Here is a 23,031-nt window from a genome sequence, read left to right on the forward strand (position 1 = left end):
TTTTGAACAGCCCCCGATCGGCTCCCTTCCCCCTCGCCCCCTTGGGGGAGAGGGTTGGGGTGAGGGGGTAAGCTCTTGATCTTCACCACACCCGAGTGGTTCACACATGACAACACAACAACTGTTCCTGGGCATCGACTGCGGCACCCAAGGCACCAAAGCCATCATTCTCGACACCATCAGCGGTCAAGTCCTCGGCCAGGGCGCCGCCGCCCACACGATGATCAGCGGCGCCAACGGCCGCCGCGAGCAAGACACCCAGCAATGGCTGGAAGCCTTCACCCTCGCCACCCGCCAGGCCTTGTTGGCAGCAAATGTCGACGGCCAGTCAATCCTCGGTATCGGCGTCTCCGGCCAGCAACACGGCCTGGTCTTGCTCGACGATCAGGGCCAGGTACTGCGCCCGGCCAAGCTTTGGTGCGATACCGAAACCAGCGCCGAAAACGACCGCTTGCTCAAACACCTGGGCGGCGAAAAGGGATCACTGGAACGCCTCGGCGTGGTCATCGCGCCGGGCTACACCGTGTCGAAACTGCTCTGGACCCAGGAACAACATCCGGCGGTTTTCTCGCGCATCGCCCACATCCTGCTGCCCCATGACTACCTCAACTTCTGGCTCACCGGCCGCGCCTGCAGCGAATACGGCGATGCCTCGGGCACCGGTTACTTCAATGTGCGCAGCCGTCAGTGGGACTTGCAATTGCTGCGCGACATCGACGCCAGCGGTCGCCTGCAAGCCGCCCTTCCGGAGCTGATCGACGCCCACCAGCCGGTCGGCACGATCCTGCCGAGCATTGCCGAACAGCTCGGCCTCAACCCCGCCGCACGGGTATCCAGTGGCGGCGGCGACAACATGATGGGCGCCATTGGCACCGGCAACATTCAGCCCGGTGCAATCACCATGAGCCTTGGCTCGTCGGGCACGGTGTACGCCTATGCCGATGCGCCCACCGTCAGCCCGGACGCCTCGGTCGCGACGTTTTGTTCTTCCAGCGGCGGCTGGTTGCCGCTGATCTGCACCATGAACCTGACCAATGCCACCGGCGCGATTCGCCAGCTGTTCGACCTCGACCTGGAACAGTTCAACACGCAGGTGGCCCAGGCGCCGATCGGTGCCGAGGGCGTGACGCTACTGCCGTTTTTCAATGGCGAACGCGTCCCCGCCCTGCCCCACGCCAGCGGCAGCCTGCACGGGCTGACGCTGGACAACCTGACCCAGGCCAATCTGTGTCGCGCCGCCGTCGAAGGCACCACCTTCGGTCTGCGCTACGGGCTGGATTTACTGCGCCACAATGGTTTACAAAGCCGCAGCATTTGCCTGATCGGCGGTGGCTCGAAAAGCGCGGTGTGGCGGCAGATCGTCGCCGACATCATGAACACCCCGGTCATCTGCACCGAACAAAGCGAAGCCGCCGCCCTTGGCGCGGCGATACAAGCGGCGTGGTGCGAATCCTGGTCGAACGGCCACGAAGACACGCTCGCCGCCCTGTGCGAACGCTGCGTGAAGCTTGACCTGAACAGTGAAACCCTGCCGGTCGCCGCGAATGTCGCGGCGTTCCAGCAGGTCTATGAACGCTATCAACAGCATGTCGCAACCCTATAAGAGCGAACAATTATGTATCTGGTGTGTGGCGAAGCCCTGTTTGATTTCTTCAGCGAAGACGATGCCAGCGGGCAGGCGTCGAAAGTCAATTTCAAGGCGATTGCCGGCGGCTCGCCGTTCAACGTCGCCGTGGGTCTGCGCCGTCTTGGCGTGGACTCGGCGCTGTTTGCCGGGCTGTCTACGGACTACCTCGGCCGGCGCTTGCAACAGGTGTTGCAGGAGGAAGGCGTGCGCCCGGACTATCTGGTGGATTTCGCCGCGCCGACCACCCTGGCAATGGTCGCCGTAGGTGCGAACGGTTCGCCGCATTACAGCTTTCGCGGTGAAGGTTGTGCGGATCGGCAGTTGAGCCTCGCCCACCTGCCGTCGCTGGATTCGCAGGTACGTGGTTTGCACATAGGCTCGTTTTCGCTGGTGGTGCAGCCCGTCGCCGATACCCTGCTCGCTCTCGTCCAGCGCGAAAGCGGCAAACGCCTGATCACCCTCGACCCGAACGTGCGCCTCAATCCGCAGCCGGACATTGCGCTGTGGCGCGAGCGCGTGGCGACGCTGGTGCAACTGGCCGACATGATCAAAGTCAGCGACGAAGACCTGAGCCTGCTCTACCCCGAGCAGGATCCGCAGCGCGTGATCGAAAGCTGGCTCGAACATCGCTGCCAACTGGTATTCCTCACCCGTGGCGGCGAAGGCGCGAGCGTGTTCAGTCGTGCGCACGGCTCGTGGTCGGTGCCAGCCTGCTCGGTGAAGATCGCCGATACCGTCGGCGCCGGCGACACCTTCCAGGCAGCGCTCATCACCTGGCTGACCGAGCACCGGCTGGATTCGGTTGAAGGCGTACAACAACTGAGCCGCGAACAGATCGACGCCATGCTCGGCTTTGCCGTGCGGGCCGCCGCCCTGACCTGCAGCAAGGCCGGTCCGGATCTCCCCTATCGTCACCAATTGTCCTGAGCGCGTAGACTGTCGCCCTTTTTCACGCGTATGACGGGATGACGGCTTTTGAATTCAGGGCAGACGGTTGGACTTCTGGTACTCGCGACACTGTTGACCGGGTGCGGCACCTCGCCGCCCCGTTCCCCTGAAAACATCTGCGAGATTTTTCGCGAAAAGAGCGACTGGTACGACGCCGCACAAGTCACGCAACGGCGCTGGGGCGTGCCGATCCAGGTGCCTTTCGCGATCATGTATCAGGAGTCCGGTTACCGCTACGACGCCAAGACCCCGCGCAAATACCTGCTCTGGGTGATCCCGTGGGGCCGCGTATCGACCGCCGCCGGTTATGCGCAGGCCAAGGACGAAGTGTGGTCCGACTATCAGAAAAGCACCGGGCGCAATTGGGCCGACCGCGAAGACTTCGACGACGCAATCGACTTTGTCGGCTGGTACATGGACAAGACCACCTCGATCAACGGCGTGTACAAATACGACGCCTATAACCAGTACCTCAACTACCACGAAGGCTGGGGCGGATTCCGCAACAAGACCTACGCCAGCAAAGCCTGGCTGATGCCGACGGCGCGCAAGGTGCAGAGCCGTTCAGACCTGTATGCGCAGCAATATGCCGGATGCAAGGAGGATCTGAATCGCGGCTTCTGGAGCCGGTTCTGGCATTGGCTGTAACAGCCATTTCAAGGACTCCATCGAGAGCAGGCTCACGCCTACAGGGGATCTGCGGTGAACACTAATCTCGTGAACACCAAAGAAACCTGTGGGAGCGGGCTTGCCCGCGAAAGCGCTCGATCAGACGCTACAGATAGAAGCCTTACAACAGCGAAAAGTTGTAACTCACAATCAACCGGGTCTCATCCACATCCCGGGCGAACTGCTCGTAGTTGGTGCGGTAAGTCGCATTACGCAGGCGCAGGCTTACATCCTTGAACGTGCCGGTCTGAATCACGTACTTCAATTCGCTGTCACGTTCCCACTCTTTGCCTTCCTGATCACTGCCCGGCACCTTGACATGGTCACCGTTCACATAACGGGTGAGGAAACTCAGGCCATTGATGCCGATTGCCTTGAAGTCATAGTCATAACGCAACTGCCAGGAACGCTCCTGCGCGGCGGCGAAATCGTTGACCTGGACGTAGTTGACCAGATACGGATTGCTGCCATCGAGGTAAGGCATCGAGTTGTCGCCGTTCATGCGCTGCCAGCCGGCGCTGAAAGTGTGGCCGCTCAACGCGTAAGACAGCATGCCGCTCAACGCTCGGTTGTCGATGGACCCGGCCTTGGCATCGCCGCTGTCAGCGCTCTTCAGCAAACGCAGATCCGCCTTTAACACACCATCGCCCAGCGGCTGATTGCCCAACAGCCCGACGAAGTGCTGGCGATAGATATCTTCCAGTTCCGCGTAGTGATACTGCGCGGTCAGGCGATCATTGATCTTGTAGTCGACGCCGTACATGTCGAAATGATCGGCGGTGGTGTTGCACGCGTAGCGCTTGTTCTTGCAATGCACGCGGATGTCTTGCGAATCGCTGGAATCGCGCGCGGTGTACTTGTCCAGGCGTGCAGCCATGAAGGTCAGGTCCTGCACTTCCCTGGAAGTGAGCATCGCACCGTTGAACATCGTCGGCAGCAGGCGACCGTCGTTGTACTTGAGCAACGGCAGGTCGGGCAGCAGCGCGCCGTATTTCAGCACCGTGTCCGAGACCTTGACCTTGGCGGTCAGGCCCATTTTTGCGTACTGACCTTTCGAGCCGCGCGGGTTGTCACCGCTCGATGGCAACAAGCCGCTGTTGCTGCGATCAGGGCTGGAATCGAGTTGCAAACCGAGCATGCCCAGCGCATCGAGACCGAAGCCGACTGTGCCGTCGGTGTACCCCGATTGCAGATTGAGAATGAAACCCTGAGCCGACTCTTCACGCTTGGAGGCGCCCTGATCGTTCGAGGTGTGCCCATCACGGAAATCGCGGTTGAAGTACACCGTGCGCGATTCGATTTTCGCCGTGGTGTCTTCAAAAAATCCGCTGGCCTGAGCCTGCGCGGCAAAACCGGCGCACAGCACAACAGCTCCGAAGCCAAACGACTGGCGCGGGGTGATCAGGGGGAATGGGGGACGCATGAAAAACTCCAACAATGCAGCGTTTGCGCAGAGGCGCAATAAGCCAGAAAAATAGCTCCCGTCCCGGGTCAGGCTGAGCCGGGAGAAAGTGAACACGCAGGGGTGAGTCGCAATGATGGCAGATGGCTTTGACGTGCCACAGGCGACTTTAGTCTGAAACTGACTGATGATTCTTCAGTGCCGGTTCGGACAGAACCGTGTTAATTGCGCACGCACGCTCGCCTGAAGCACGTGTATTCATTAGGCCAAAGGCTTTATGTAAGGGTTTTCCCTATGCCATGAACACCCCGCCCCTACGGCATTTGCGCCTTGAATGAGGCGATTTAATCCTGCACCATCTGTCCCCTGCTTATTCAACGGACGGAATTCAAGGCATGCTGGACGCCAACGCAACCCACATTACCCTCACGCTTGAAGGCGCCAACACCGACCTGCAAGTCCTCAGCTTCACCGGTCGCGAAGCCCTCAACGAACCGTTCCGTTTCGACCTCGAACTCGTCAGCGCCCGCCCCGACCTCAAACTCGAAGAACTGCTGCACAAGCCCGGCGTCCTGACCTTCGGCCCTACCGGCGAAGGCAAGATCCACGGTCTGGTCTATCGCATCGAGCAAGGCGACTCCGGCAAGACCCTGACCCGCTACAGCATCAGCCTGGTGCCGCAACTGGCCTACCTGCAGCACAACCATGATCAACAGATTTTCCAGAACCTCACCGTTCCGAAGATCATCGGCCAGGTGCTGGAAGATCGCGGCATTCTCGCCGACGCCTACAGCTTCCAGCTCGGCGCCGAGTACCCGGAACGCGAGTACTGCGTGCAGTACGACGAATCCGACCTGCATTTCATCCAGCGTTTGTGTGAAGAGGAAGGCATTCACTTCCACTTCCAGCACAGCAGCAGCGGGCACAAGCTGGTGTTCGGCGACGATCAGACCGTGTTCCGCAAACTCAAACCGGTGATCTACCAGCAAGACTCCGGCATGGCTGCCGACAAACCCGTGATCAAGCGCTTCAACCTGCGCCTGGAAACCCGCACCACCCGCGTCAGCCGCCGCGATTACGACTTTGAAAAACCGAAGATCCTGCCCGAAGGCGCGGTCAAGTCCGAGTTCGCCCCGGACTTGGAGGACTACGACTACCCCGGCCGCTTCACCACCCGCGAGCGCGGCAAGTTCCTTTCCACCCGTGCACTGGAACGCCATCGCAGCGACTACAAACTCGCCGAAGGCAAAGGTGACGAACCGACCCTGACCAGCGGCCATTTCCTCACCCTCGCCGAACACCCGCGTGCCGAATGGAACGACCTGTGGCTGCTGCTGGAAGTCTTCCATGAAGGCAAACAGCCGCAGGTGCTGGGCGAAAACGTCACCAGCGACGTCACCGACAACAAAAGCGATTTCCATCAGGGCTACCGCAACAGCTTCGTCGCCACCCCGTGGGATGCGCACTACCGCCCTGCCCTTGAACACCCCAAACCAAAAGTCCTCGGCAGCCAGACCGCCGTCGTCACCGGCCCGGCAGGCGAAGAGATTCACTGCGACCAATACGGCCGCATCAAGGTGCAATTCCACTGGGACCGCGACGGCCAGGCCAACGACAAAACCACCTGCTGGATGCGCGTCGCCAGCGGCTGGGCCGGTGCGGCGTACGGCGGCATTGCCATCCCGCGCATCGGCATGGAAGTCCTCGTCACCTTCCTCGAAGGCGACCCCGATCAACCGCTGGTGACCGGTTGCCTGTACCACAAGGAAAACGTCGTCCCCTACGACCTGCCGGCGAACAAGACCCGCAGCACCTTCAAGACCCTGAGCTCACCGGGCGGCAAGGGCTACAACGAATTCCGCATCGAAGACAAAAAAGGCGTCGAGCAGATCTACATCCACGCCCAGCGCGATTGGGACGAGAACATCGAGCACGACCAGAAGATCCGGGTGGGCAACGAACGGCATGACACCGTTGAAGCCAACACGCTGAGCGAGTTCAAGGTTGAAGAGCACCGGATTACCCATCTGGATCGAATCAGCGAAATGCGTGCAGATGATCACCTGACGGTTGCGGTGACTCAGCATGTGAAGGTGGGGACTGCGCAGTTTGTTGAGGCTGGGTCAGAAATTCATTACTACGCTGGCGACAAGGTTGTGGTTGAGGGTGGCATGGAACTCACGGCCAAGGCTGGTGGGAGTTTTGTAAAGGTCGATGCTGGTGGCGTGACCATCAGTGGCGCTGAAGTGAAGATCAATACCGGTGGTGCGCCAGGGGTTGGAACGCCTGCTGCGCCGTTACTGCCGGGGATACTAAAAATAGCTGATGCAGACAAACCCGGGTTACCGCTTCTGGCATTGATAAAACAAAATATCTTGTTCCGCCGCACCCGATCCGGGGTATGCGAAGTTTGTGAGGCAGCTAAAGCAGCCAAAGGAGCGAAGCAATGACCACGCTTCCGAATTCTCAAGGATTCCTTTTGATAGATGGCGCAAGGTTTGATGACGCGTTGAAATGGTTGCCTAAAAAGTATCCTGGTCATCGCTTCATGCCACTACTGCAAGCCACTCCTTACGCCCCGATAGCTGAAGCAGGCCCCATCTTGCTCGACGCTCTTAGCGACAGCGCAGCTCGAAACGACTGGTTGCAAGGAGATGCAAACTTAAATGACGCTGTATGGCTACAAACTCAGAAGCCAATGGTTGAAATTTTTAAGCTCCTTCAGCGCCGCACCCGGATCTACTCTCCTGACCGCCAAGAATATTGGTTACGGCTGGCCGACGGTCTACCACTGCGTCAGGCATGGCTATCAGGAGCAAGCTGGCCGGCCGGTTTTTGGTTCGGAGTTGAAAGCGTCTGGTTACGTCATGAAGGAAAAGTGCAGCTCGCATGGACCAACAATTTCCCTGATCTAGATAGCGCTCCAGCTGATACCGGCATTGATGCGCAGATTGTGCTCGACTGGCCTTTGTTACAAGCGCTGGCAACAGATACAGACACTCCGCAGGAGGCGGTGTAATGACTGACAAACCGACTATCAAACCCGCTGCGTGTCCGTTGATTACCGCGGTCGTACCGTTGCGTTATGCTATAGGGCCTTCTCACGCCATTGATGTCAGCGCGTTCGACTTGCCACCTGTAAATGGAACGTTTCCAGAGTTGGGAGATGACAACGATTCCACCCGCGATAAGGCACTGAACTACACAGCGCGATTACTACGTAATGGTTGGTTGTACGTTTGGCAATCATCTCCTGAAAAGCTGATTGAGTTTAGTGTTGAAGCTGCGATGCTGAAGGAGACCTCTCGCGGCGGCAAAGTACTCGACGCATCCTCCAAACCTTACTTGATGTTGCCCGCAGGGACACCCGCGATGATCTCGTGGTCTCCCGCCAAGTGGAGCGACAAACAATTCTCCGCAGCGAAAGATCAAGCTAAAGTCCGCACGAGAGTCATGCGAAACTTCACTCCCGGTGCTGCACCCGCTAGCGGCAAGGCAGCCAGCATCCATGAGCGCATCGGCGATTATATGGAGCCTATTGGCTTCAAATGGAGTTGCGTGCCGGAAACCAAAAATAAACCTAATTGGTCATCAATGTTGGATGACATGAAGCGGTGCGAACAGCAAGCTTATGTTATTGCTGATGATCCATGGGGGGTTTGGATTGACTTGGCTGCTATGTTGCGTTCTCAGCATGGCGCCTTTGACCAACGTCGTAAAAAACGTTCAGAAGACTGGGCTATGGCGGGAGCACTGAAGTCTCTTGCTGATAATGATGCCAAGATCAAAGAGCAACTCCCCTCAATCACACGCTACAAAGAACTGAAAACAGCCTGGGAAGAGCTGGATACTGAAGAGGTTCGTTACAATGATGATCGCCGCCGTCTTTCTATTTTATGGAATGACTGGTTAAAAACATTTGAGGCGAAAGGCCCTTCGACTTTAGACACGGCAGCTGGTCACTTCGACATCACCACTCCAGACTCGCGAACAACTCTTGAAATAAATTTCGCTTCTGCATGCCTTGGCCCCTCTAGTTGCAGTCTTAGCGCAAAAGCATTGAGTGAAGCGCTTGATCCTGATAAACAAGGGGCAGGGAAGCCTTGGTTGCTGTGGGCGTTACTGGGACTGAGTCAGCGCTTAACAATTGCGGAAATTAAATCTATCGTAGATCTCGCAGATGCAGCTAGAGATAATATACCTGGCCTTGCGAGCGCTTCAGTAAAAACAAGCAAAGCGATAGCTCTGGCAGCCGCAATCAATAACGCCGCAAAAAACTTAACAACGCACAACCCTGCGAAGTCACAAGAAGCTTTACTACTAGCACTTTCACCAATACTAGGTTCAAACTTACAAAACCCTGCGCCAGCAGAACAAAAAATATCAAAAATTTATCTGAGCGCTGCACTTGGCCGCAGCCAACAAAAACTAAATATCGAAAAGGTTAATTCAAGACAAATCGGGAAGTGGATTAGCGACCTACTCGAAACAACGCCCTCCCACTCCCTAGAGAAAAGTGCATCCTCCTCTTCAATGGCATTAGAAGATGGACTTCCATTTTACTCTTTAGCGCCAACTGCAAGCGCTGACGCATCAAAAGCCAAGCTTCCTTCTGTTTCCAACATAGTTAAAAATGAAACAAACTTAACAAACCTATTAAGCCTAAGCAAAGCCTCACTAGATAAAGCGCCAATCAAATGCCTCGTTGCAATTTTTGCAGCACTAAATCTCAGATCAGCTGCTAATGATGCTTGGAATACACCTTCTGCGAAAACAATTCTCAGCTCTATAGGTGGGGCTTTTGGTATGGCGGCCGCGTCTGCCGCGATTTGGCAAAAAGTCGCGGAAACTAACTGGGAGGCAGCGTTAACCGCATCAGGCAAAGAATCTTCTGTCGCACGTGTCGCACTGGCTGACGCATTAGGTTTTGGCTGGAAAGCCGCAGGACTACAGACTCTTACGGCGGCCGTGGACGTACTCGCATATGGATTAGACACTTTTGAAGCATATCAGGCGGGTGATTATGACACTGCAAGCGTCAATGCAGGACTAACTGCTGCCTCGTCAGCAAATATCTCTCTTTATGTAAAAACATTCCGTGCAGTACGTGCCGCTCGGGCGGCAGTTATTGCTGGAGACGCTGCCGCGATTGGACGAGGCGTGACACAGGTCCCTCATATCGGTTTTAAAGCATTAGGACTCAGCATATTAATTGTCGGCGGTATTGTCGCAAGACTATACACACAAGACACTCCCTTAGAAAAATGGATAAAGGGAACTAAATTTGGAATTAGCCCCGCTGACTGGTCCGGGGACTATAAAAAAACAATGAATGAATTTTATAAAATTGTTTTCCCGATTAGTTTTGATGCTTATCGCTTAAATGAAATGAACCCATACAAGGGCGTAATTGAGAGCACATATCTCCTGCTGAAGCTACCAGGCAAAGAAAAACTCACGCCAAACATGGTTAAATTTGAGGGAGAGGAGATTTGGGGCGGAATATTTGGTCTTGGTGGAAAGCGTGAAAAAGTTATCTGGACGAGTAGTGATTTTGACGTGCACTCGGGCACGCGAATTTCAAAAGAATCCGAAACTGCAGTCTATAGACGCGTATATCACGTAGATCGCGAAGGTCGGGCATTGAACAGCATATCCGGAAAACTGACTTATTCACCTCTAGAGGGTTTGAGTCTGCCCCCTATTGACATCAAGGAAATAGCATGGATCTAAAAAACCTTATCGCCCAAGCAGCATCGAAATACGGCAACACGTCGAACGTCGTATTGAAAGCCAGCGAGAGCACCGGACAACCTCCATGCGAACTATTTATCACCGATGAACATACAGAGAATTACTTAACGTTACAGATGCCAGGAGATGCAGATAGAGGAGGTATAACAGGCATAGCGGCAGGCGTAGGATCTCTCGCAAGTATTGCATTGGCATTTATGATGATCATAAAAGGCCGCTGGGATCTTGTAGGCCTTTGTATTTTCCTTGCCGCAGCCATGTTCCTTATTCCGTTTTATTTTGAAACGCGAAAACCACTGCCTTTACCTGTATTATTTAATCGTAGAACAAAAGAAGTTTATTTTGATCAAGATGGTGATTTGTTTCATACGCCATGGGACAACATTCAAGCTATCGCGTGTGAATTTCAAATGACAAGCATTTATACGGGCGGTATAAATAACGCTTCTCTCGAAATACTAGTAAAACGTCTAGGCGACCCTGACAATGCTCTTATGGTTAGTTTGGGCTCCCCAATGGGCAAGACACTTGATATGCAAAAAGGGTTTTGGGAATACATTCGCAGCTACATGAATAATGGCCCATGGTTTGATGAAAATGGCAACCACGCAGAATCCGATGAATTCATAAAGAAAACGCTTTCGAGCAATATTAGACCGTCAGATTTTTTGGGATATTGGAAAAAAACGATCACAGATAAAAAGGTCAAATCCGGACACTCTAACTATTTAACTGCATCTGACGCTTTTATGTTTATTGGACACTTAATTTTTTTCCCAACCAATGCTATACAAGACTTCACATACAATTATGTGCAGAGAAAAACACGAAACTTATGGCCAGAAATAGTTACAGAACGCTTACATCAAGACGGCCCCACACTTAGACTCATAGACTTAGAACGCGAGCGCGGTTTTTCTGTTTGATTCAGGATCACGAAACCAAAAGATAATAGCTTTACTACTTTTTACTTGAAGGCACGCACTACCGCCCATCGAGCTCAAGGAACTGCCATGGTTTTAGAACAGCAATGAAAAAAATCATGACAAAATATGGCGATGCTCCTACCGCAGTTCTTAGTGACGACGAGTCGACGGGGGAGCAACCACTTGAGCTTTTTATAACTGATAAACATACAGAACACTATCTTTCACTAAAGGTTGGCAGTGATCGAAACCGCGGCTTGCTTAGCGGACTTCTCGGGGGAGTTTCAGCTCTGATCGCACTCATCATTGGCGTTTGGATGGCTTTACTGGGCAAGTGGGACGGAGTGGGCTGGATGTTACTTTTCGGGATTCCGTTGCTCATTTTTCCAATTATCATCGAAACAAGACGTGCTTTACCACTTCCCATAATTTTCAACCGACGAACACAGGAAGTCTATTTCGACAACGAAGGAGAGCTCTATCACACTCCTTGGAAGGGAATAGAGGCTGTAGCTTGCGAGTTCGACATAGTTGGCCTTTATTCTGGGAGCGTCCGAAACGCCTCGCTTGAAGTGTTAATGAAGCGATTGGGAGAGCCTGAAAACGAAATTATGGTCAGCATTGGTACGCCGGCGGGAACGTCTTTAGAAATGCAGAAAGGATTTTGGGAATACATTCGCTCTTATATGAACAACGGCCCATGGTTCGACCACACTGGAGCTCATAGCGAATCGAATGACTTTGTAAAAAGCCAGTTAGACCTAAACTTAAAACAATCTAAATATTTAGGCGCATGGAGAAAAATCATTCATGAAAAAAAAGAAGCTGGAGATGGAAGCAATTACTTAACTGGCACTGATTTTTTAATGCTACTAAACAATATAGCCTTCTATCCATCAAACAAGATTCAAGACTTTGTTTATGAAAGAGCAAAGCGTCGCTCGCGCAACCGTTGGACCACTGTCGTGACTGAACGACTGGAAGCGGATGGTCCAACGACAAGATTAATTGATTTGGAACGCGAGCGTGGTCTCACTGTTTGATTAAATGTTGGAGATCCTCAGCTTGGTAGCGGCATGTGCAGCCTCCTCACAAGCTTACTGAATCCAAGTTAAAGCAACCCTCTTGATTCTAATCCAGGAAAAATTGAAGTGTGACTAATCGGTTCGCGAGCAGTGAAGTCCTCTCCAGGCATAAAGCAGGAATGTAACCTCTTACCTTGGATTTAGTCATTTGATAGATATTGCCGCGAACACACGTCGAAAACGAACATGGCGACGAAGACGATTAGCCCTAGCTGTACTGGCATTGCTGCTTAGCTACGCCACCCCAAAAATCATTGATCTATTTCGTACGCCCGGCGCCATGCTGACGTCAGAAAATTACACAGACCGTCCAATTTTCAGCTTTTGGATAAATGATCACTGGGGCGGTAACGGAGGCATGACCTGCTGTTGAAGCATCGCTGGCAACACCGCTAAAGTTGCGTGGATTCTGAGCATGTCTAAAGCTCAAGAGGATCAGGGAATGAAGATCGAAAGACACGAAGTGCAAGTACACTTGCCTTCACGCAACCGTGGCGATGACACGTTGCATGTCTATTTTCTGCCGAGCACTCGTATCGAGTTGCTGTGGGCATCGACGGTGCTGGATCCGCGTCATCACTCAACGGAATCCTTGCCACGCTGAAACACGGGTAGTTTCTCACGCCGTCCCGTGGCTGAGTCCTATCAATTTTTCATGAAACCGGCGCCTTCCAATTCATCATCTGCTGCTGTGCCACCTGCAGCAAGTCATTGCCATCCTGTGTCAGCAGGTAAAGCGCATGGGTGATGTGTGGGATGTCCTGCACGTCGGCGTGCTTGAAGCACAGGCAATGCAGGGTTTCGAGCAGGTCGGCGGAAGCGCGGACGCGCTGGACTGCGGCTTCGAGGATGTCTTTCGGGTTGGCTTGGGTGTCGATGATCAGCGTCGGGGTTTCAGTGACGTTGCTGCTGAGGGGGAGATAGCGATTTAGCAGCGGTTTAATTATTGGCATCTTGATTACTCAACTGTATTAGAAGGTAACCGCCATAGCCGTGACCAAACGGTGGGAGGCGGCCGTGTACAGGCTTGGTCAACCGAGAACAGTTCAAACTCAGCTCGCCCGAAGGCGTCCTGCACACAGCCGCCACGGCAATGCACTTCACGGACCAAGAGATCCGCGCGGGGCAAATGATGGCACATATGCAATGAACTTTTCTCAGGTGACCAAACCCGAACCACTGATTTTGCAGCGGCACCAGACAATAACCGCCCCGCTCCCACCGCCGAAAGCAGACAAGGCAACCACCGCTGTAGGAATCCGCCCTGCGCCCCGCAGAAAACCACCTCACTCCCTGACAGCCGGCGTTCAGCCCGGTTAACCATCCCTTAACGCCGAGGTCAAAAACTCTACTGAACCGCACGCCTTCAGCCGTTTTGGCTGTTGCCCGGTGCGGCAGGTTCGGGTGAGTCACGCCGAACGCTAGAACCGCCACTCGGGAGTCCTTTCATGAACATTCGTCCTTTATTGCTCACCGCCGCCCTCGCCTGCACCGCGTTTGCCGGGCTGGCCCAGGCCAATGACACCTCTGCCACTTCCAAAGCCGTGCCGTATCAGTACGGCATGCCGCTGCAGGTGGCCAAGGTGGTGTCGTTGACCGAACCGTCAACGCCGCTGTGCAAAGTGGTTACGGCAGACATGAAGTACATTGACAACGCCGGTAAGCCCGAGGAGATCAGCTACCGGAAATTATCCGACGCGTGCAACTTCCAGAACTGACAGAAACGTCTGATTTGCCGGTTTGCGGTAGGCGTGGGGTGTTTCGAAGGTTATGCTCGGGGCCTCCTCACTGCCGCAAGGATTGGCCATGCAGTTGTCGTTTCGCACGTTGTCGAGCATCACCTCCTCTTTGTGTTTTCTGCTGGCGCTGGTCTGGGGCTTTTTCCCGGATATCCTGCTGGCGACCTGGAGTATTGAATATTCCGAAGGCGCCGGGTTTGTCGCGCGGCGTGGTGCGGTGCTGTTTGCGGCGCTGGGAGTGATGTTTTATCTGGTGCGCACGGCACCGCCGTCGTTGGGGCGCAATGCGCTGAGCAACGGGTTCATCGTTGGGTGTTTGGGTTTGGCAGTGCTGGGGTTTACTGAATGGCTGAACGGCCATGCCGGCCCCGGGATTCTGCTCGCGGTGCTGGTCGAGTTCGCGCTGGGCCTTGGTTTCGTGCAGGCCCGGCGCGTGACGGTCGAACTGGGTGAAACGGTGCGTTAGATGGCTCTGGATCGTGGACTGTAGTGATGTGGTGCAATTTGCTTGCTCAGATCCGAACGCAGCCCGGCGATCAGTTCGTTGATTTCGCGACAGCCATTGAGGTGGCTGGCATCAATGCCGCTCACCAGCAAATCGACCTGATCGGTCTGGTGATCGCCGAACACCTTGACCGTCATCGACAAGTCCGGCGACAGCGTGCACTGGCAGCGTTTCGGCAGAAAACTGCTTTCAATGATGTTGCGTAGTTCCAAGGCAGACAGAAACATGGCGAAACCCTCTCCTTACTGTGAAATGCCAATCAAGTATTCACGCTGACCGTTGCTGACCCTGCACGGGTGTGTCCCCGCTGTTTCCCTGGGTGTGGCACGCGGCGGTACTGCGAAATGCCCATTGGAGTGTAGGCGCCCAAATCCGGTGCGCCGCACTGTAAAGACGCATAAAACGTGCCTTCCATCGGATCGTTTCGACCCTTTTAGAATCAAGCACTTGGCGACGTGGCCAGTATTTTGCCAATTGCAAAATGCAAGAAATGCCTCTACGGGTACCGCAATTTGCACGTCGACGCCGGTTTGCATTCATCGCCGATGACAGTGAGAATGCCCGCTATCTACCCTACACCCGCATGGAGGCTTCTATGGGTTCTTTACGCACTTACGCGACCGCCGGCCTGATCATCGCCAGCCTTTCCACCTCCGCCCAAGCAGCGAAACTCGAAGACGTCGCGCCGTACCCCAAGGCCGAGGCCGGGTTCACCCGTCAGGTCATTTACCTGCCGAAGCAGGATCAGGAAGAAAACTTCCAGGTCGAGATCCTTGCCGGCAAAACCCTGGAAGTCGACTGCAACCGTCAGCGCCTGGGCGGGGTTCTGGATGAGAAGAATCTTGAAGGCTGGGGTTATCCCTTCTATCGTCTGGAAAAAGTCATCGGTCCGATGAGCACGATGATGGCCTGCCCGCCCGGCAACCAGAAGAAACGTGCGTTCGTGCCGGTCGTCGGCGATGGTTTCATGCTGCGCTACAACAGCAAACTGCCCGTGGTGGTTTACGCGCCGGCGGACGTCGAAGTGCGTTATCGCGTCTGGTCGGCGTCGGATAAAGTCGGCACAGCTCTTCGGGAATAACCGGAACAAGGAGCGTCCTGCGTGATTACCTGCCATGTCAGATATGTCATCGATCCTTACCAGTTGGCCGAGTTCGAAGCGTACGCAAAAGCCTGGCTCGGCATTGTCGAGCGATTGGGCGGCACGCACCACGGCTACTTCCTGCCCTCCGAGGGCGCGAGCAATATCGCCTATTGCCTGTTCAGTTTTCCGTCGCTGGCGGATTACGAAAGCTATCGGCATATCGCATTGACCGACGCGGAAAGCACCGCGCTGGTGGCCAATCTGGTCGAGAAAAAATTCATCGTCAGTTACGAGCGCAGCTTTCTGCGCCCGTTGCTACCGTAACCCCCCTTATGCCGGGACGCTGCATGCAGCAGCGCGCTCGGCGACGTGGCGCAGGCTGTCGAAATTGATATTGGCCCCCGAGTCGATCGCAACGAAGGTCTGATCACGAGCGCCGGTGCGCACCACGTAGCGCTTGATCCCGGCAACCGCCAACGCGCCGGAAGGTTCGGTGATCGAGCGGGTATCGTCGTAGATATTCTTGATTGCGGCACACAGGTCGTCGTTGCTGACAGTGATCACCTCGTCCACGCAGAAACGGCACAGTTCAAAACCGTATTCGCCAATCTGCGCCACGGCCACGCCGTCGGCGAAGGTTCCTACGCTGGGCAGCACCACACGGTGATCGGCTTCCAGCGCAGCCTTGAGGCATGCTGAGTGTTCAGATTCGACGCCGATGATGCGCACTGACGGGCGCAGGTATTTGACGTATGCCGCGATCCCGGCGATCAAACCGCCGCCGCCGACCGGCACGAAGATCGCGTCCAGCTCGCCTTGATGCTGACGAAGGATTTCCATTGCCACGGTGCCTTGTCCGGCGATCACGTCCGGATCATCGAACGGCGAAACGAAGGTACGCCCGGTCTGCTCGGCCAGTTGCAACGCGTGGGCCAGGGCAAAGGGGAAACTCTCGCCGTGCAGCAGCGCTTCGGCACCGCGACTGCGCACGCCCAGCACCTTGAGTTCAGGTGTTGTCGAGGGCATGACGATGGTGGCGGCGATACCCAACTCATGCGCCGCCAGCGCCACGCCTTGGGCGTGATTGCCCGCCGACGCGGTGATCACCCCGCGCGCCTTCTGCTCATCACTTAACTGCACCAGTTTGTTGTAGGCGCCACGGATCTTGAAAGAGAACGTCGGTTGCAGGTCTTCACGCTTGAGCAGGATGCGGTTGCCCAGCGCTTCGGACAACGCCGGCGCCGCCTGCAACGGTGTGCGCACGGCAATGTCGTACACCGGTGCGGCGAGGATCTTTTTCACGTAGTGCTCTAGCAGGGCTTGCTGGTCGCTCATTATCGTCTCCTGACTCATCCGGCTTGTGCAGGAGCTACCGCCGGCAGCTCCTGCATGAGCCTTGTTGAAACCCTGGAGACAGAAAGTAAAAACCCGCCTCTAGGGCGGGTTGGGTGCTGCAGCCGTGCGCTAGCCCGCCAAATAAGGAATGGCGGTAATAATGCTTGGCTGGCAGCGCAGTACGGTCGAAGTCATGGGCTGGAAATTAGCCCGGGCGCTGCTGGCAAGTCAATGGCCAATTTTGCGCAGCGGCGATAGTCTGGCAATTGAGCTCATCACTTCAAGGAACGAATACATGCTGTCTATCGCCCTGCCCCTCACGGCATTGCTCGCATTTGCCGGTTACACCGTTTCGGTGATGCTCCAGGCTGAACAATCGCTGATCGATTTCGGCATCAGCCTGATGTCACGGCCTGACACCGCCCAAGTGGTGATTGATTTGTATCTGCTGGCGACGTTGGCCGGGATCTGGATGGTCAAGGATGCGCGTACTCGCGGACAGTCTGCCTGGTCGGTGCTGCCGTACTTGCTGTTGACGGCGACTTTTGTGTCGATCGGGCCGTTGTTGTATCTGGTAGTGCGCGGGATTAGGGAGCGCAGACAATCGGTTGGGCAGGCCCGAGCAAGTTGATCTGGACTTCTCGGCGCTGATTCGATGGCCTTCGCGAGGGCTCGCTCTTACAGAGAGCGATGCCTTTTCTCTAGCGCAGTATCACCAATGGCGTCTTCAGTTTTAACTGACTCAGTCTTCACCGCTGTAAAGAGACTCTGTAGCGGTCCCCGCTTGAGGCCAGGAGACGATAATTGTCTCCTGGCGTGCCAGGGGCCAATCAAGGGCTTGGATTATTTGCAGTTTGCACTCGTGATTGAAGTGTTGATCCTGCGGATGGCCCCACCTTCCCGAGCAATTGCCACTGCAGGAGATCGGGCGCACTTATTTTTGTTTTACCGCCACGAACGCCGCGGTTTCGTAGGGCACCGTCACCACATCCTTGTTGCGCAGTTGCGGTTCCGAAGCGATCAACGCACGGACCTGTTCATCGACTTTTGCCCGTTGGGCGTCCGGCAGCGCAGCAATGAAACTGGTCGAGCGCACGCGATTGACAATCACGTCTTCCGGCGATCCGGTATGACCATGGTGAAACTGCTGCAGTTGCAGCGCCCCGAACACCGGATGTGGAAACGCCTTGCGCCAGGCGCCGGTGTAATAGCGCGGTGTATCGCCTTCGAGTGCGTTGACGATCGCATCAAGCTTGGGCACCCAACTGACTTGCGTGTCGCGCAAATTCCAGATCAGCCCTAACTTGCCGCCAGGTTTGAGAACCCGGGCGATTTCCGTCAGCGCCTCGGCACTGGCGAACCAGTGAAACGCCTGCGCGCAGACCACCACATCCACGCAAGCGTCTGGCAACGGCAAATCGGTCGCTGTGCCACTCACCGCCAATACCTGTGGCCAGGCTTCCGAGAGTTTTTCCAGCATCTGCGCCACCGGTTCTACCGCAATCACTTGCGCGCCCGTCGCCACCAGCCGACCGGTAAACTTGCCGGTGCCAGCGCCCAGGTCGATCACCGTTTGGTACCGGTCCAGGCCCAGCGTCTCGCTCAACCATTGACTGACTTGCGGCGGATAATCCGGCCGTCCTTTGACATAGGTCTCGGCAGCGGTTTTATAGCCGGCGGCGGCTGAGTGATGGACCTGATCGTTCATGGCAATTCTCCTGACGGTCAAACTTCGGATCGACGGCAGACGCGGACGAGCATAGCGCTTGAATTTGTGCCTACCTTGAACAGTCACTGACAAAGCAATGAATAAAATTTCACCCTGTGGTGTTCATAGTGAAACATAACCCTCTGTGGAGCCTTGCCCATGACTATCCGTTCCGTTATGTTCGCCGCCCCGTTGCTGCTGGTCGCCGCGATGTCGAGCCAGTTGACCTTCGCCAGCGGTGATGAAGCAGCGCCGGTGAAGAAACCCGAATGCCCCAAAGGCCAGGTCCTGGACAGCAAATCGCAGAAGTGCGTGCTGCAAACCAGTAGCCTGTTGCCGGACGCCGACCGCACCGATTATGCCTACCGCCTGGCCAAGGCCGGTCGCTACGAAGAAGCGCTGGCGCTGCTCGACACGCTGAAACAGCCGAACACGGCCAAGGCGCTGAACTACCGCGGTTATGCCACGCGCAAACTGGGACGCACCGACGAAGGCATCGGTTATTACCTGCAATCGGTAAAACTCGATCCGCAGTATGCGCAAGTGCGCGAATACCTCGGCGAGGCCTATGTGATCAAAGGCCGCGTCGACCTGGCGCAAGAGCAGTTGCAGCAGATCAAGTCGATTTGCGGCACCGCCTGCGAGGAATACCAGGACCTGGCTGAGGCCATCAACGATTCATCGAAAACCTGAGCATTTATAAGGACCGCCGTCATCGTCAGCGATCAGGCCTTCAGAGCAGAACTCGGACAGCACCTGGCGCGCCTGTGGCGCTACGGTTTGCTGCTGTCGCGCAATCGGCATGTGGCCGAGGATCTGGTGCAAGCGACGTGCGTGCGGGCACTGGAGCGCTCGGCTCAGTACGTGGCCGGCACGCGCATGGATCGCTGGCTGCTGAGCATTCTGCATTCGATCTGGCTCAATGAAGTGCGCGCCCGTCGCGTGCGTCAAGGCGCGGGCCAGGTCGATGCCGACGGTCAACTGGCATTCGACGGTGAGTACGCCGCGCAGACCCACGTGATGGCGGCGCAAGTGATTCGTCGTGTCGACGCGTTGCCCGAAACCCAACGCGAGACGGTGTACCTGGCCTATGTCGAAGGCCTGTCCTACCGCGAAATCGCCGAAATTCTGCAGGTGCCGATCGGCACGGTGATGAGCCGACTGGCCACCGCCCGCCTGAAACTCGCCGAATACCCGCCCTTGCAAGCGGTGCCGAAATCCACCGAAGGAGACCGCTGATGAACACACCTTCGGATGAGCAACTGGTCGCTTACCTGGACGACGAACTCGACCGCGACCATCGCCAGCAACTCGACAACGCCATCGCCGAAGACCCATTGCTCAGTCTGCGTGTGCAGTGGCTCCAGCGCAGTAACCTGCCCTACAAAAAAGCCTATGACGAACTGGCGCAACAAGCGCCGCTGGATCGTCTGCAAGCCCGACTGGATGCCATTCCTGCGCCGGAGCGTCCGGGCTTGAGCCGGCGTTGGTTTATCGGTGGCGCCGCGGCGGCGCTGGTGGCCGGCGGCGTGCTGGCTGACCGGTTGTTTCTCGGTTGGCATGCCGCGCAATCAAACAACTGGCGCGCGTTGGTGGGCGATTACATGGCGCTGTATGTGCGGCAGACGCTCGATCATCTAGCGACGGATGACGCCACTCAACGGGTGCAATTGCGCGAGGTCGATGCGCGTCTTGGCCTGAACCTGTCACCCGCTGCGTTGAAGCTGCCGGCGGCCGAATTCAAACGGGCGCAAATGCTTGAGTATGACGGCGTGCCCATCGCGCAGATCGTTTACCTCGACGCGAAACATGGCCCGCTGGCCCTGTGTGTGACCCGTTCGAACAGCGGCAGTCAGCCGTTGGCGCATGAGCGTCGGCATGAAATGAATGTGGTGTATTGGACCGAGCGTGAGCATGCGTGGATGTTGATCGGGCGTAATCCAGCTGACGAGTTGGAACAACGCGCCATGTTGTTACGCTCGCACGCCTTGCAGGCGTAAATCCCTTGTGGGAGCGGGCTTGCCCGCGAAGGCGGCAGGTCAGTCGATAAAGATGTCGACCTTGCCGGCCGCTGCGCGGGCAATCGCGCGGCCTCAGGCGGCGGTGGGCAGCCACAGTCTGAAGCGCGCACCGCCCAGTGGCGAACCTTCAACCGTCAAGGTACCGCCCTGCGCTTCCAGCGCCCGGCGGCTGATCGCCAGGCCCAGGCCAAACCCGCCGGTAGCCCGATCACGGCTGCGATCCAGGCGATAGAATGGCTCGAAAATTCTTTCGCGCTCATCGTCGGGAATGCCGATGCCGTCGTCATCCACCCAGATCTCACACCCTTCGGCATTGACCTGCACGCCAACCTGAATGCGCTTCTCGCAGTACCGCATGGCATTGCGCAGCAGGTTCTGAATGGCCCGGGCAGTCAGGCGCGGATCCAGCGCGAAACGTTCCAGTTGCCCGTGCAACAACACGTCGATGACGATTTCCGGCGACTCCAGTTCTTCGTCGACACTGCCCAGAATGCTGTCGATGAACTCGTCCAGCGACACGTCGACCTGCTCCGGCAACTGCGCAGGGTTCTGCAAGCGGCTGTAGGAGAGCAATTCGAGCACCAGCTCATCGAGCTCGCGAATGTGCGCAACCAGGCCCTGCAAGCGCTCGCGACTGGTCGCCGGCAAGTCATCCGACAGCGCCAGCGCCAGGCCGAAATCCAGACGGGTCAGCGGCGTGCGCAGTTCGTGGGACACCGCGTTGAGCAAGTCGCGCTGCTGGTTGAGCAGGTTTTCGATGTCGCCGGCCATGGTGTCGAACACATTGGCGAGGCTGCCGATGTTGGAGCTCGGAGCGATTTTCGTGCGCTCGCTCAGATGGCCCTTACCGAAGCGTTCGGCGGTGCCTTTGAGACGTTCCAGATCACGCCAGTGCGGGCGCAGCCACATCAACAGGCAAGCCAGCAAGGTCGCGCCAATCAAGACGTTGATGCTCCAGTACAACAGATTGACGTCCATCGGGTCGGGCGGCACGACCATTTGCACGGCGGTGGTGTCATCCAGCGGCGCGACGGCCAGCGTGCGCCAGCCCCAATCGCCAATGCGCACCACGTTTTCGCCGCGACGCAGGCGCTGCTGTTCGATGGAGGTAAACCCGGCGTCGTCGATCCGGGCCAGGACGATGTGCAACGGCTGGAAGTCCTTGTCCATCGACGCCGCCAGCGCCGACCACTGATCGTGTGGCACCGCGTGAAACTGTCGGGTGATCAGCGATTGCAGCCCGCGCGAATAGTCGAGGTTGTAGGTGACGAAGCGCTCGCGGAAGGCCATGACCACCAGATCCGGCACCAGATAGATCGCGGCGCTGTAGGAGACGATTGTCACCAGATACAGGCGAAACAGGATGCGAAACATCAGCTCAGCATTCCCATTCGGAACGGCTGAACAGGTAGCCCTTGCCCCACACGGTCTTGATCTTGCGCGCTTCGCCGGCGTGATCGTCGAACTTGCGCCGCAGTTTGGAAATCGCCACGTCGACCGAACGGTCAGTGCCGTTGAATTCGATCCCGCGCAGACGTTGCAGGATCTGGTCGCGACTCAGCACCTCACCGGCATGCCGCGCCAGCACCACCAGCAAATTGTATTCGCCACTCGACAGCTCGACCGGCTGATCGCGCCAGGTCACGGTGCGCTCGGACAGGTCGATGCACAGATTGCCCATCAGAATGCGGTCGTTGGCAGTCAGCGGTTCGCCAAGGCTGCTGCGGCGCAGCAGGGTGCGCACCCGCGCCAGCAACACCCGGGGTTCGCATGGCTTGGTGACGTAATCGTCGGCGCCCATTTCCAGGCCCAGCACTTGATCGTGACTGTCATCGCGGGCGGTGAGCATGAGGATCGGCAGCGTCGCCGAATCGGCACGCAACAGGCGGCAGACTTGCAGGCCGTCGAGGCCCGGCAGCATCAGGTCGAGAATCACCAGATCCGGCGGGTTGACCCGCGCCCGCTCGCGCACATGGTCGCCACGGCCGATCACGCTGACGGAGTAGCCGTTGCGCTCCAGGTAGCTGGAAATCAGTTCGGCGAGGGCGGTGTCGTCTTCGACCAGGAGGATGTTGGGCATGGGGTGTTCCAGAAAAGTGCTGTGGCGACCGGAAGGGCCACTTCACGGGCAATCCCGCTCCCACAGTGTTATCGGGGTGCTCACAAAATCTGTGTCCACAACCAATCCCTTTGGGAACGCGCTTGTCCGCGATGGCGATTCAACTGTC

The 23,031-nt window shown here is 56.6% G+C and carries 23 protein-coding genes and 1 pseudogene; 17 read left to right on the plus strand and 7 right to left on the minus strand.

Features of this window, described 5'->3' with window-relative positions:
• Positions 1-106 precede the first annotated feature (106 nt).
• The 3 genes from xylB to PseuLF5_RS04270 are packed head-to-tail and all read left to right on the plus strand — an operon-like array spanning position 107 to position 3,223.
• A complete protein-coding gene (xylB, locus tag PseuLF5_RS04260) occupies positions 107-1,603 on the plus strand; it encodes a xylulokinase (protein WP_340133006.1) in 1,497 nt (498 codons plus the stop codon).
• 12 nt (positions 1,604-1,615) lie between these two features.
• Positions 1,616-2,554 carry a carbohydrate kinase family protein gene (locus PseuLF5_RS04265; RefSeq protein ID WP_340133007.1) on the plus strand — a complete coding sequence of 313 codons (939 nt, stop codon included), beginning with the start codon at positions 1,616-1,618 and terminating at the stop codon, positions 2,552-2,554.
• Positions 2,555-2,602: 48 nt separating this feature from the next.
• Positions 2,603-3,223, plus strand: coding sequence for a transglycosylase SLT domain-containing protein (locus PseuLF5_RS04270; protein ID WP_128615273.1), 621 nt, complete (start codon positions 2,603-2,605; stop codon positions 3,221-3,223).
• Positions 3,224-3,365: 142 nt separating this feature from the next.
• On the opposite strand, the gene PseuLF5_RS04275 is transcribed toward PseuLF5_RS04270, so the two are convergent.
• Positions 3,366-4,667 carry an OprD family porin gene (locus PseuLF5_RS04275; RefSeq protein ID WP_128615272.1) on the minus strand — a complete coding sequence of 434 codons (1,302 nt, stop codon included), beginning with the start codon at positions 4,665-4,667 and terminating at the stop codon, positions 3,366-3,368.
• A 374-nt stretch (positions 4,668-5,041) separates the two neighbouring features.
• On the opposite strand from PseuLF5_RS04275, the gene PseuLF5_RS04280 reads away from it, so the two are divergent.
• The 6 genes from PseuLF5_RS04280 to PseuLF5_RS04305 all read left to right on the plus strand — a co-directional run bounded on the left by PseuLF5_RS04280 (position 5,042) and on the right by PseuLF5_RS04305 (position 13,015).
• The gene (locus tag PseuLF5_RS04280; protein ID WP_340133008.1) at positions 5,042-7,096 is read left to right on the plus strand and encodes a type VI secretion system Vgr family protein; all 2,055 of its coding nucleotides are present in this window, start codon (positions 5,042-5,044) and stop codon (positions 7,094-7,096) included.
• Entirely contained in the window at positions 7,093-7,665 is a 573-nt protein-coding gene (locus PseuLF5_RS04285) for a DUF4123 domain-containing protein (RefSeq protein WP_340133009.1), read from the plus strand. Before PseuLF5_RS04280 ends, PseuLF5_RS04285 begins: the two co-directional genes overlap by 4 nt.
• On the plus strand, positions 7,665-10,379 hold the full coding sequence (locus PseuLF5_RS04290; RefSeq protein WP_340133010.1) for a toxin VasX: 2,715 nt from the start codon (positions 7,665-7,667) through the stop codon (positions 10,377-10,379). The genes PseuLF5_RS04285 and PseuLF5_RS04290 overlap by 1 nt, the downstream gene beginning before the upstream one ends.
• On the plus strand, positions 10,370-11,326 hold the full coding sequence (locus PseuLF5_RS04295) for a hypothetical protein (protein WP_340133011.1): 957 nt from the start codon (positions 10,370-10,372) through the stop codon (positions 11,324-11,326). Before PseuLF5_RS04290 ends, PseuLF5_RS04295 begins: the two co-directional genes overlap by 10 nt.
• Before the next feature lie 104 nt (positions 11,327-11,430).
• On the plus strand, positions 11,431-12,369 hold the full coding sequence (locus PseuLF5_RS04300; protein WP_340133012.1) for a hypothetical protein: 939 nt from the start codon (positions 11,431-11,433) through the stop codon (positions 12,367-12,369).
• Positions 12,370-12,826: 457 nt separating this feature from the next.
• Entirely contained in the window at positions 12,827-13,015 is a 189-nt protein-coding gene (locus tag PseuLF5_RS04305; protein ID WP_336346812.1) for a hypothetical protein, read from the plus strand.
• A 49-nt stretch (positions 13,016-13,064) separates the two neighbouring features.
• On the opposite strand, the gene PseuLF5_RS04310 is transcribed toward PseuLF5_RS04305, so the two are convergent.
• Complete coding sequence (locus tag PseuLF5_RS04310) at positions 13,065-13,364, minus strand: hypothetical protein (protein ID WP_340133013.1); 300 nt, start codon at positions 13,362-13,364, stop codon at positions 13,065-13,067.
• 495 nt (positions 13,365-13,859) lie between these two features.
• Here PseuLF5_RS04310 and PseuLF5_RS04315 point away from each other — a divergent pair, with 495 nt between their 5' ends.
• Both PseuLF5_RS04315 and PseuLF5_RS04320 read left to right on the plus strand, forming a co-directional pair.
• Positions 13,860-14,129, plus strand: coding sequence for a DUF2790 domain-containing protein (locus tag PseuLF5_RS04315; RefSeq protein ID WP_123468473.1), 270 nt, complete (start codon positions 13,860-13,862; stop codon positions 14,127-14,129).
• A gap of 88 nt (positions 14,130-14,217) precedes the next feature.
• On the plus strand, positions 14,218-14,616 hold the full coding sequence (locus PseuLF5_RS04320; protein WP_123468471.1) for a hypothetical protein: 399 nt from the start codon (positions 14,218-14,220) through the stop codon (positions 14,614-14,616).
• Here the strand turns inward: PseuLF5_RS04320 and PseuLF5_RS04325 are convergent.
• A complete protein-coding gene (locus tag PseuLF5_RS04325) occupies positions 14,613-14,882 on the minus strand; it encodes a DUF1652 domain-containing protein (protein ID WP_123468469.1) in 270 nt (89 codons plus the stop codon). The two genes, PseuLF5_RS04320 and PseuLF5_RS04325, sit on opposite strands and share 4 nt — an antisense overlap.
• Positions 14,883-15,250: 368 nt before the next feature.
• Here PseuLF5_RS04325 and eco point away from each other — a divergent pair, with 368 nt between their 5' ends.
• Together eco and PseuLF5_RS04335 are read left to right on the plus strand one after the other, a co-directional pair.
• Positions 15,251-15,736 carry a serine protease inhibitor ecotin gene (gene eco / locus PseuLF5_RS04330; protein ID WP_322374468.1) on the plus strand — a complete coding sequence of 162 codons (486 nt, stop codon included), beginning with the start codon at positions 15,251-15,253 and terminating at the stop codon, positions 15,734-15,736.
• A 21-nt stretch (positions 15,737-15,757) separates the two neighbouring features.
• Positions 15,758-16,063, plus strand: coding sequence for an NIPSNAP family protein (locus PseuLF5_RS04335; protein ID WP_123468465.1), 306 nt, complete (start codon positions 15,758-15,760; stop codon positions 16,061-16,063).
• Positions 16,064-16,093: 30 nt separating this feature from the next.
• Here the strand turns inward: PseuLF5_RS04335 and ilvA are convergent.
• Positions 16,094-17,074 (minus strand): annotated as a pseudogene (gene ilvA / locus PseuLF5_RS04340) (threonine ammonia-lyase, biosynthetic); the annotation flags it as partial.
• A gap of 295 nt (positions 17,075-17,369) precedes the next feature.
• On the opposite strand from ilvA, the gene PseuLF5_RS04345 reads away from it, so the two are divergent.
• On the plus strand, positions 17,370-17,705 hold the full coding sequence (locus tag PseuLF5_RS04345; protein WP_340133273.1) for a DUF2834 domain-containing protein: 336 nt from the start codon (positions 17,370-17,372) through the stop codon (positions 17,703-17,705).
• A gap of 303 nt (positions 17,706-18,008) precedes the next feature.
• Here PseuLF5_RS04345 and PseuLF5_RS04350 read toward each other — a convergent pair whose 3' ends face one another.
• On the minus strand, positions 18,009-18,782 hold the full coding sequence (locus tag PseuLF5_RS04350) for a class I SAM-dependent methyltransferase (protein ID WP_123468458.1): 774 nt from the start codon (positions 18,780-18,782) through the stop codon (positions 18,009-18,011).
• Between the two features lie 159 nt (positions 18,783-18,941).
• On the opposite strand from PseuLF5_RS04350, the gene PseuLF5_RS04355 reads away from it, so the two are divergent.
• The 3 genes from PseuLF5_RS04355 to PseuLF5_RS04365 all read left to right on the plus strand — a co-directional run bounded on the left by PseuLF5_RS04355 (position 18,942) and on the right by PseuLF5_RS04365 (position 20,782).
• The gene (locus PseuLF5_RS04355) at positions 18,942-19,475 is read left to right on the plus strand and encodes a tetratricopeptide repeat protein (protein WP_123468456.1); all 534 of its coding nucleotides are present in this window, start codon (positions 18,942-18,944) and stop codon (positions 19,473-19,475) included.
• Positions 19,476-19,538: 63 nt separating this feature from the next.
• Complete coding sequence (locus PseuLF5_RS04360; RefSeq protein ID WP_445262412.1) at positions 19,539-20,021, plus strand: sigma-70 family RNA polymerase sigma factor; 483 nt, start codon at positions 19,539-19,541, stop codon at positions 20,019-20,021.
• Positions 20,021-20,782 (plus strand): anti-sigma factor family protein, encoded by a 762-nt coding sequence (locus PseuLF5_RS04365; protein ID WP_340133014.1) that lies wholly within the window; start codon positions 20,021-20,023, stop codon positions 20,780-20,782. The genes PseuLF5_RS04360 and PseuLF5_RS04365 overlap by 1 nt, the downstream gene beginning before the upstream one ends.
• Before the next feature lie 93 nt (positions 20,783-20,875).
• Here the strand turns inward: PseuLF5_RS04365 and PseuLF5_RS04370 are convergent, their stop codons facing one another.
• Positions 20,876-22,177, minus strand: coding sequence for an ATP-binding protein (locus PseuLF5_RS04370; RefSeq protein WP_340133015.1), 1,302 nt, complete (start codon positions 22,175-22,177; stop codon positions 20,876-20,878).
• Between the two features lie 4 nt (positions 22,178-22,181).
• On the minus strand, positions 22,182-22,883 hold the full coding sequence (locus PseuLF5_RS04375; RefSeq protein ID WP_007912171.1) for a response regulator transcription factor: 702 nt from the start codon (positions 22,881-22,883) through the stop codon (positions 22,182-22,184).
• Positions 22,884-23,031: the final 148 nt, after the last annotated feature.

It is taken from the genome of Pseudomonas sp. LF-5 (genome assembly GCF_037626295.1).
In the GTDB taxonomy this organism is placed as follows: Bacteria; Pseudomonadota; Gammaproteobacteria; order Pseudomonadales; family Pseudomonadaceae; genus Aquipseudomonas; species Aquipseudomonas monsensis.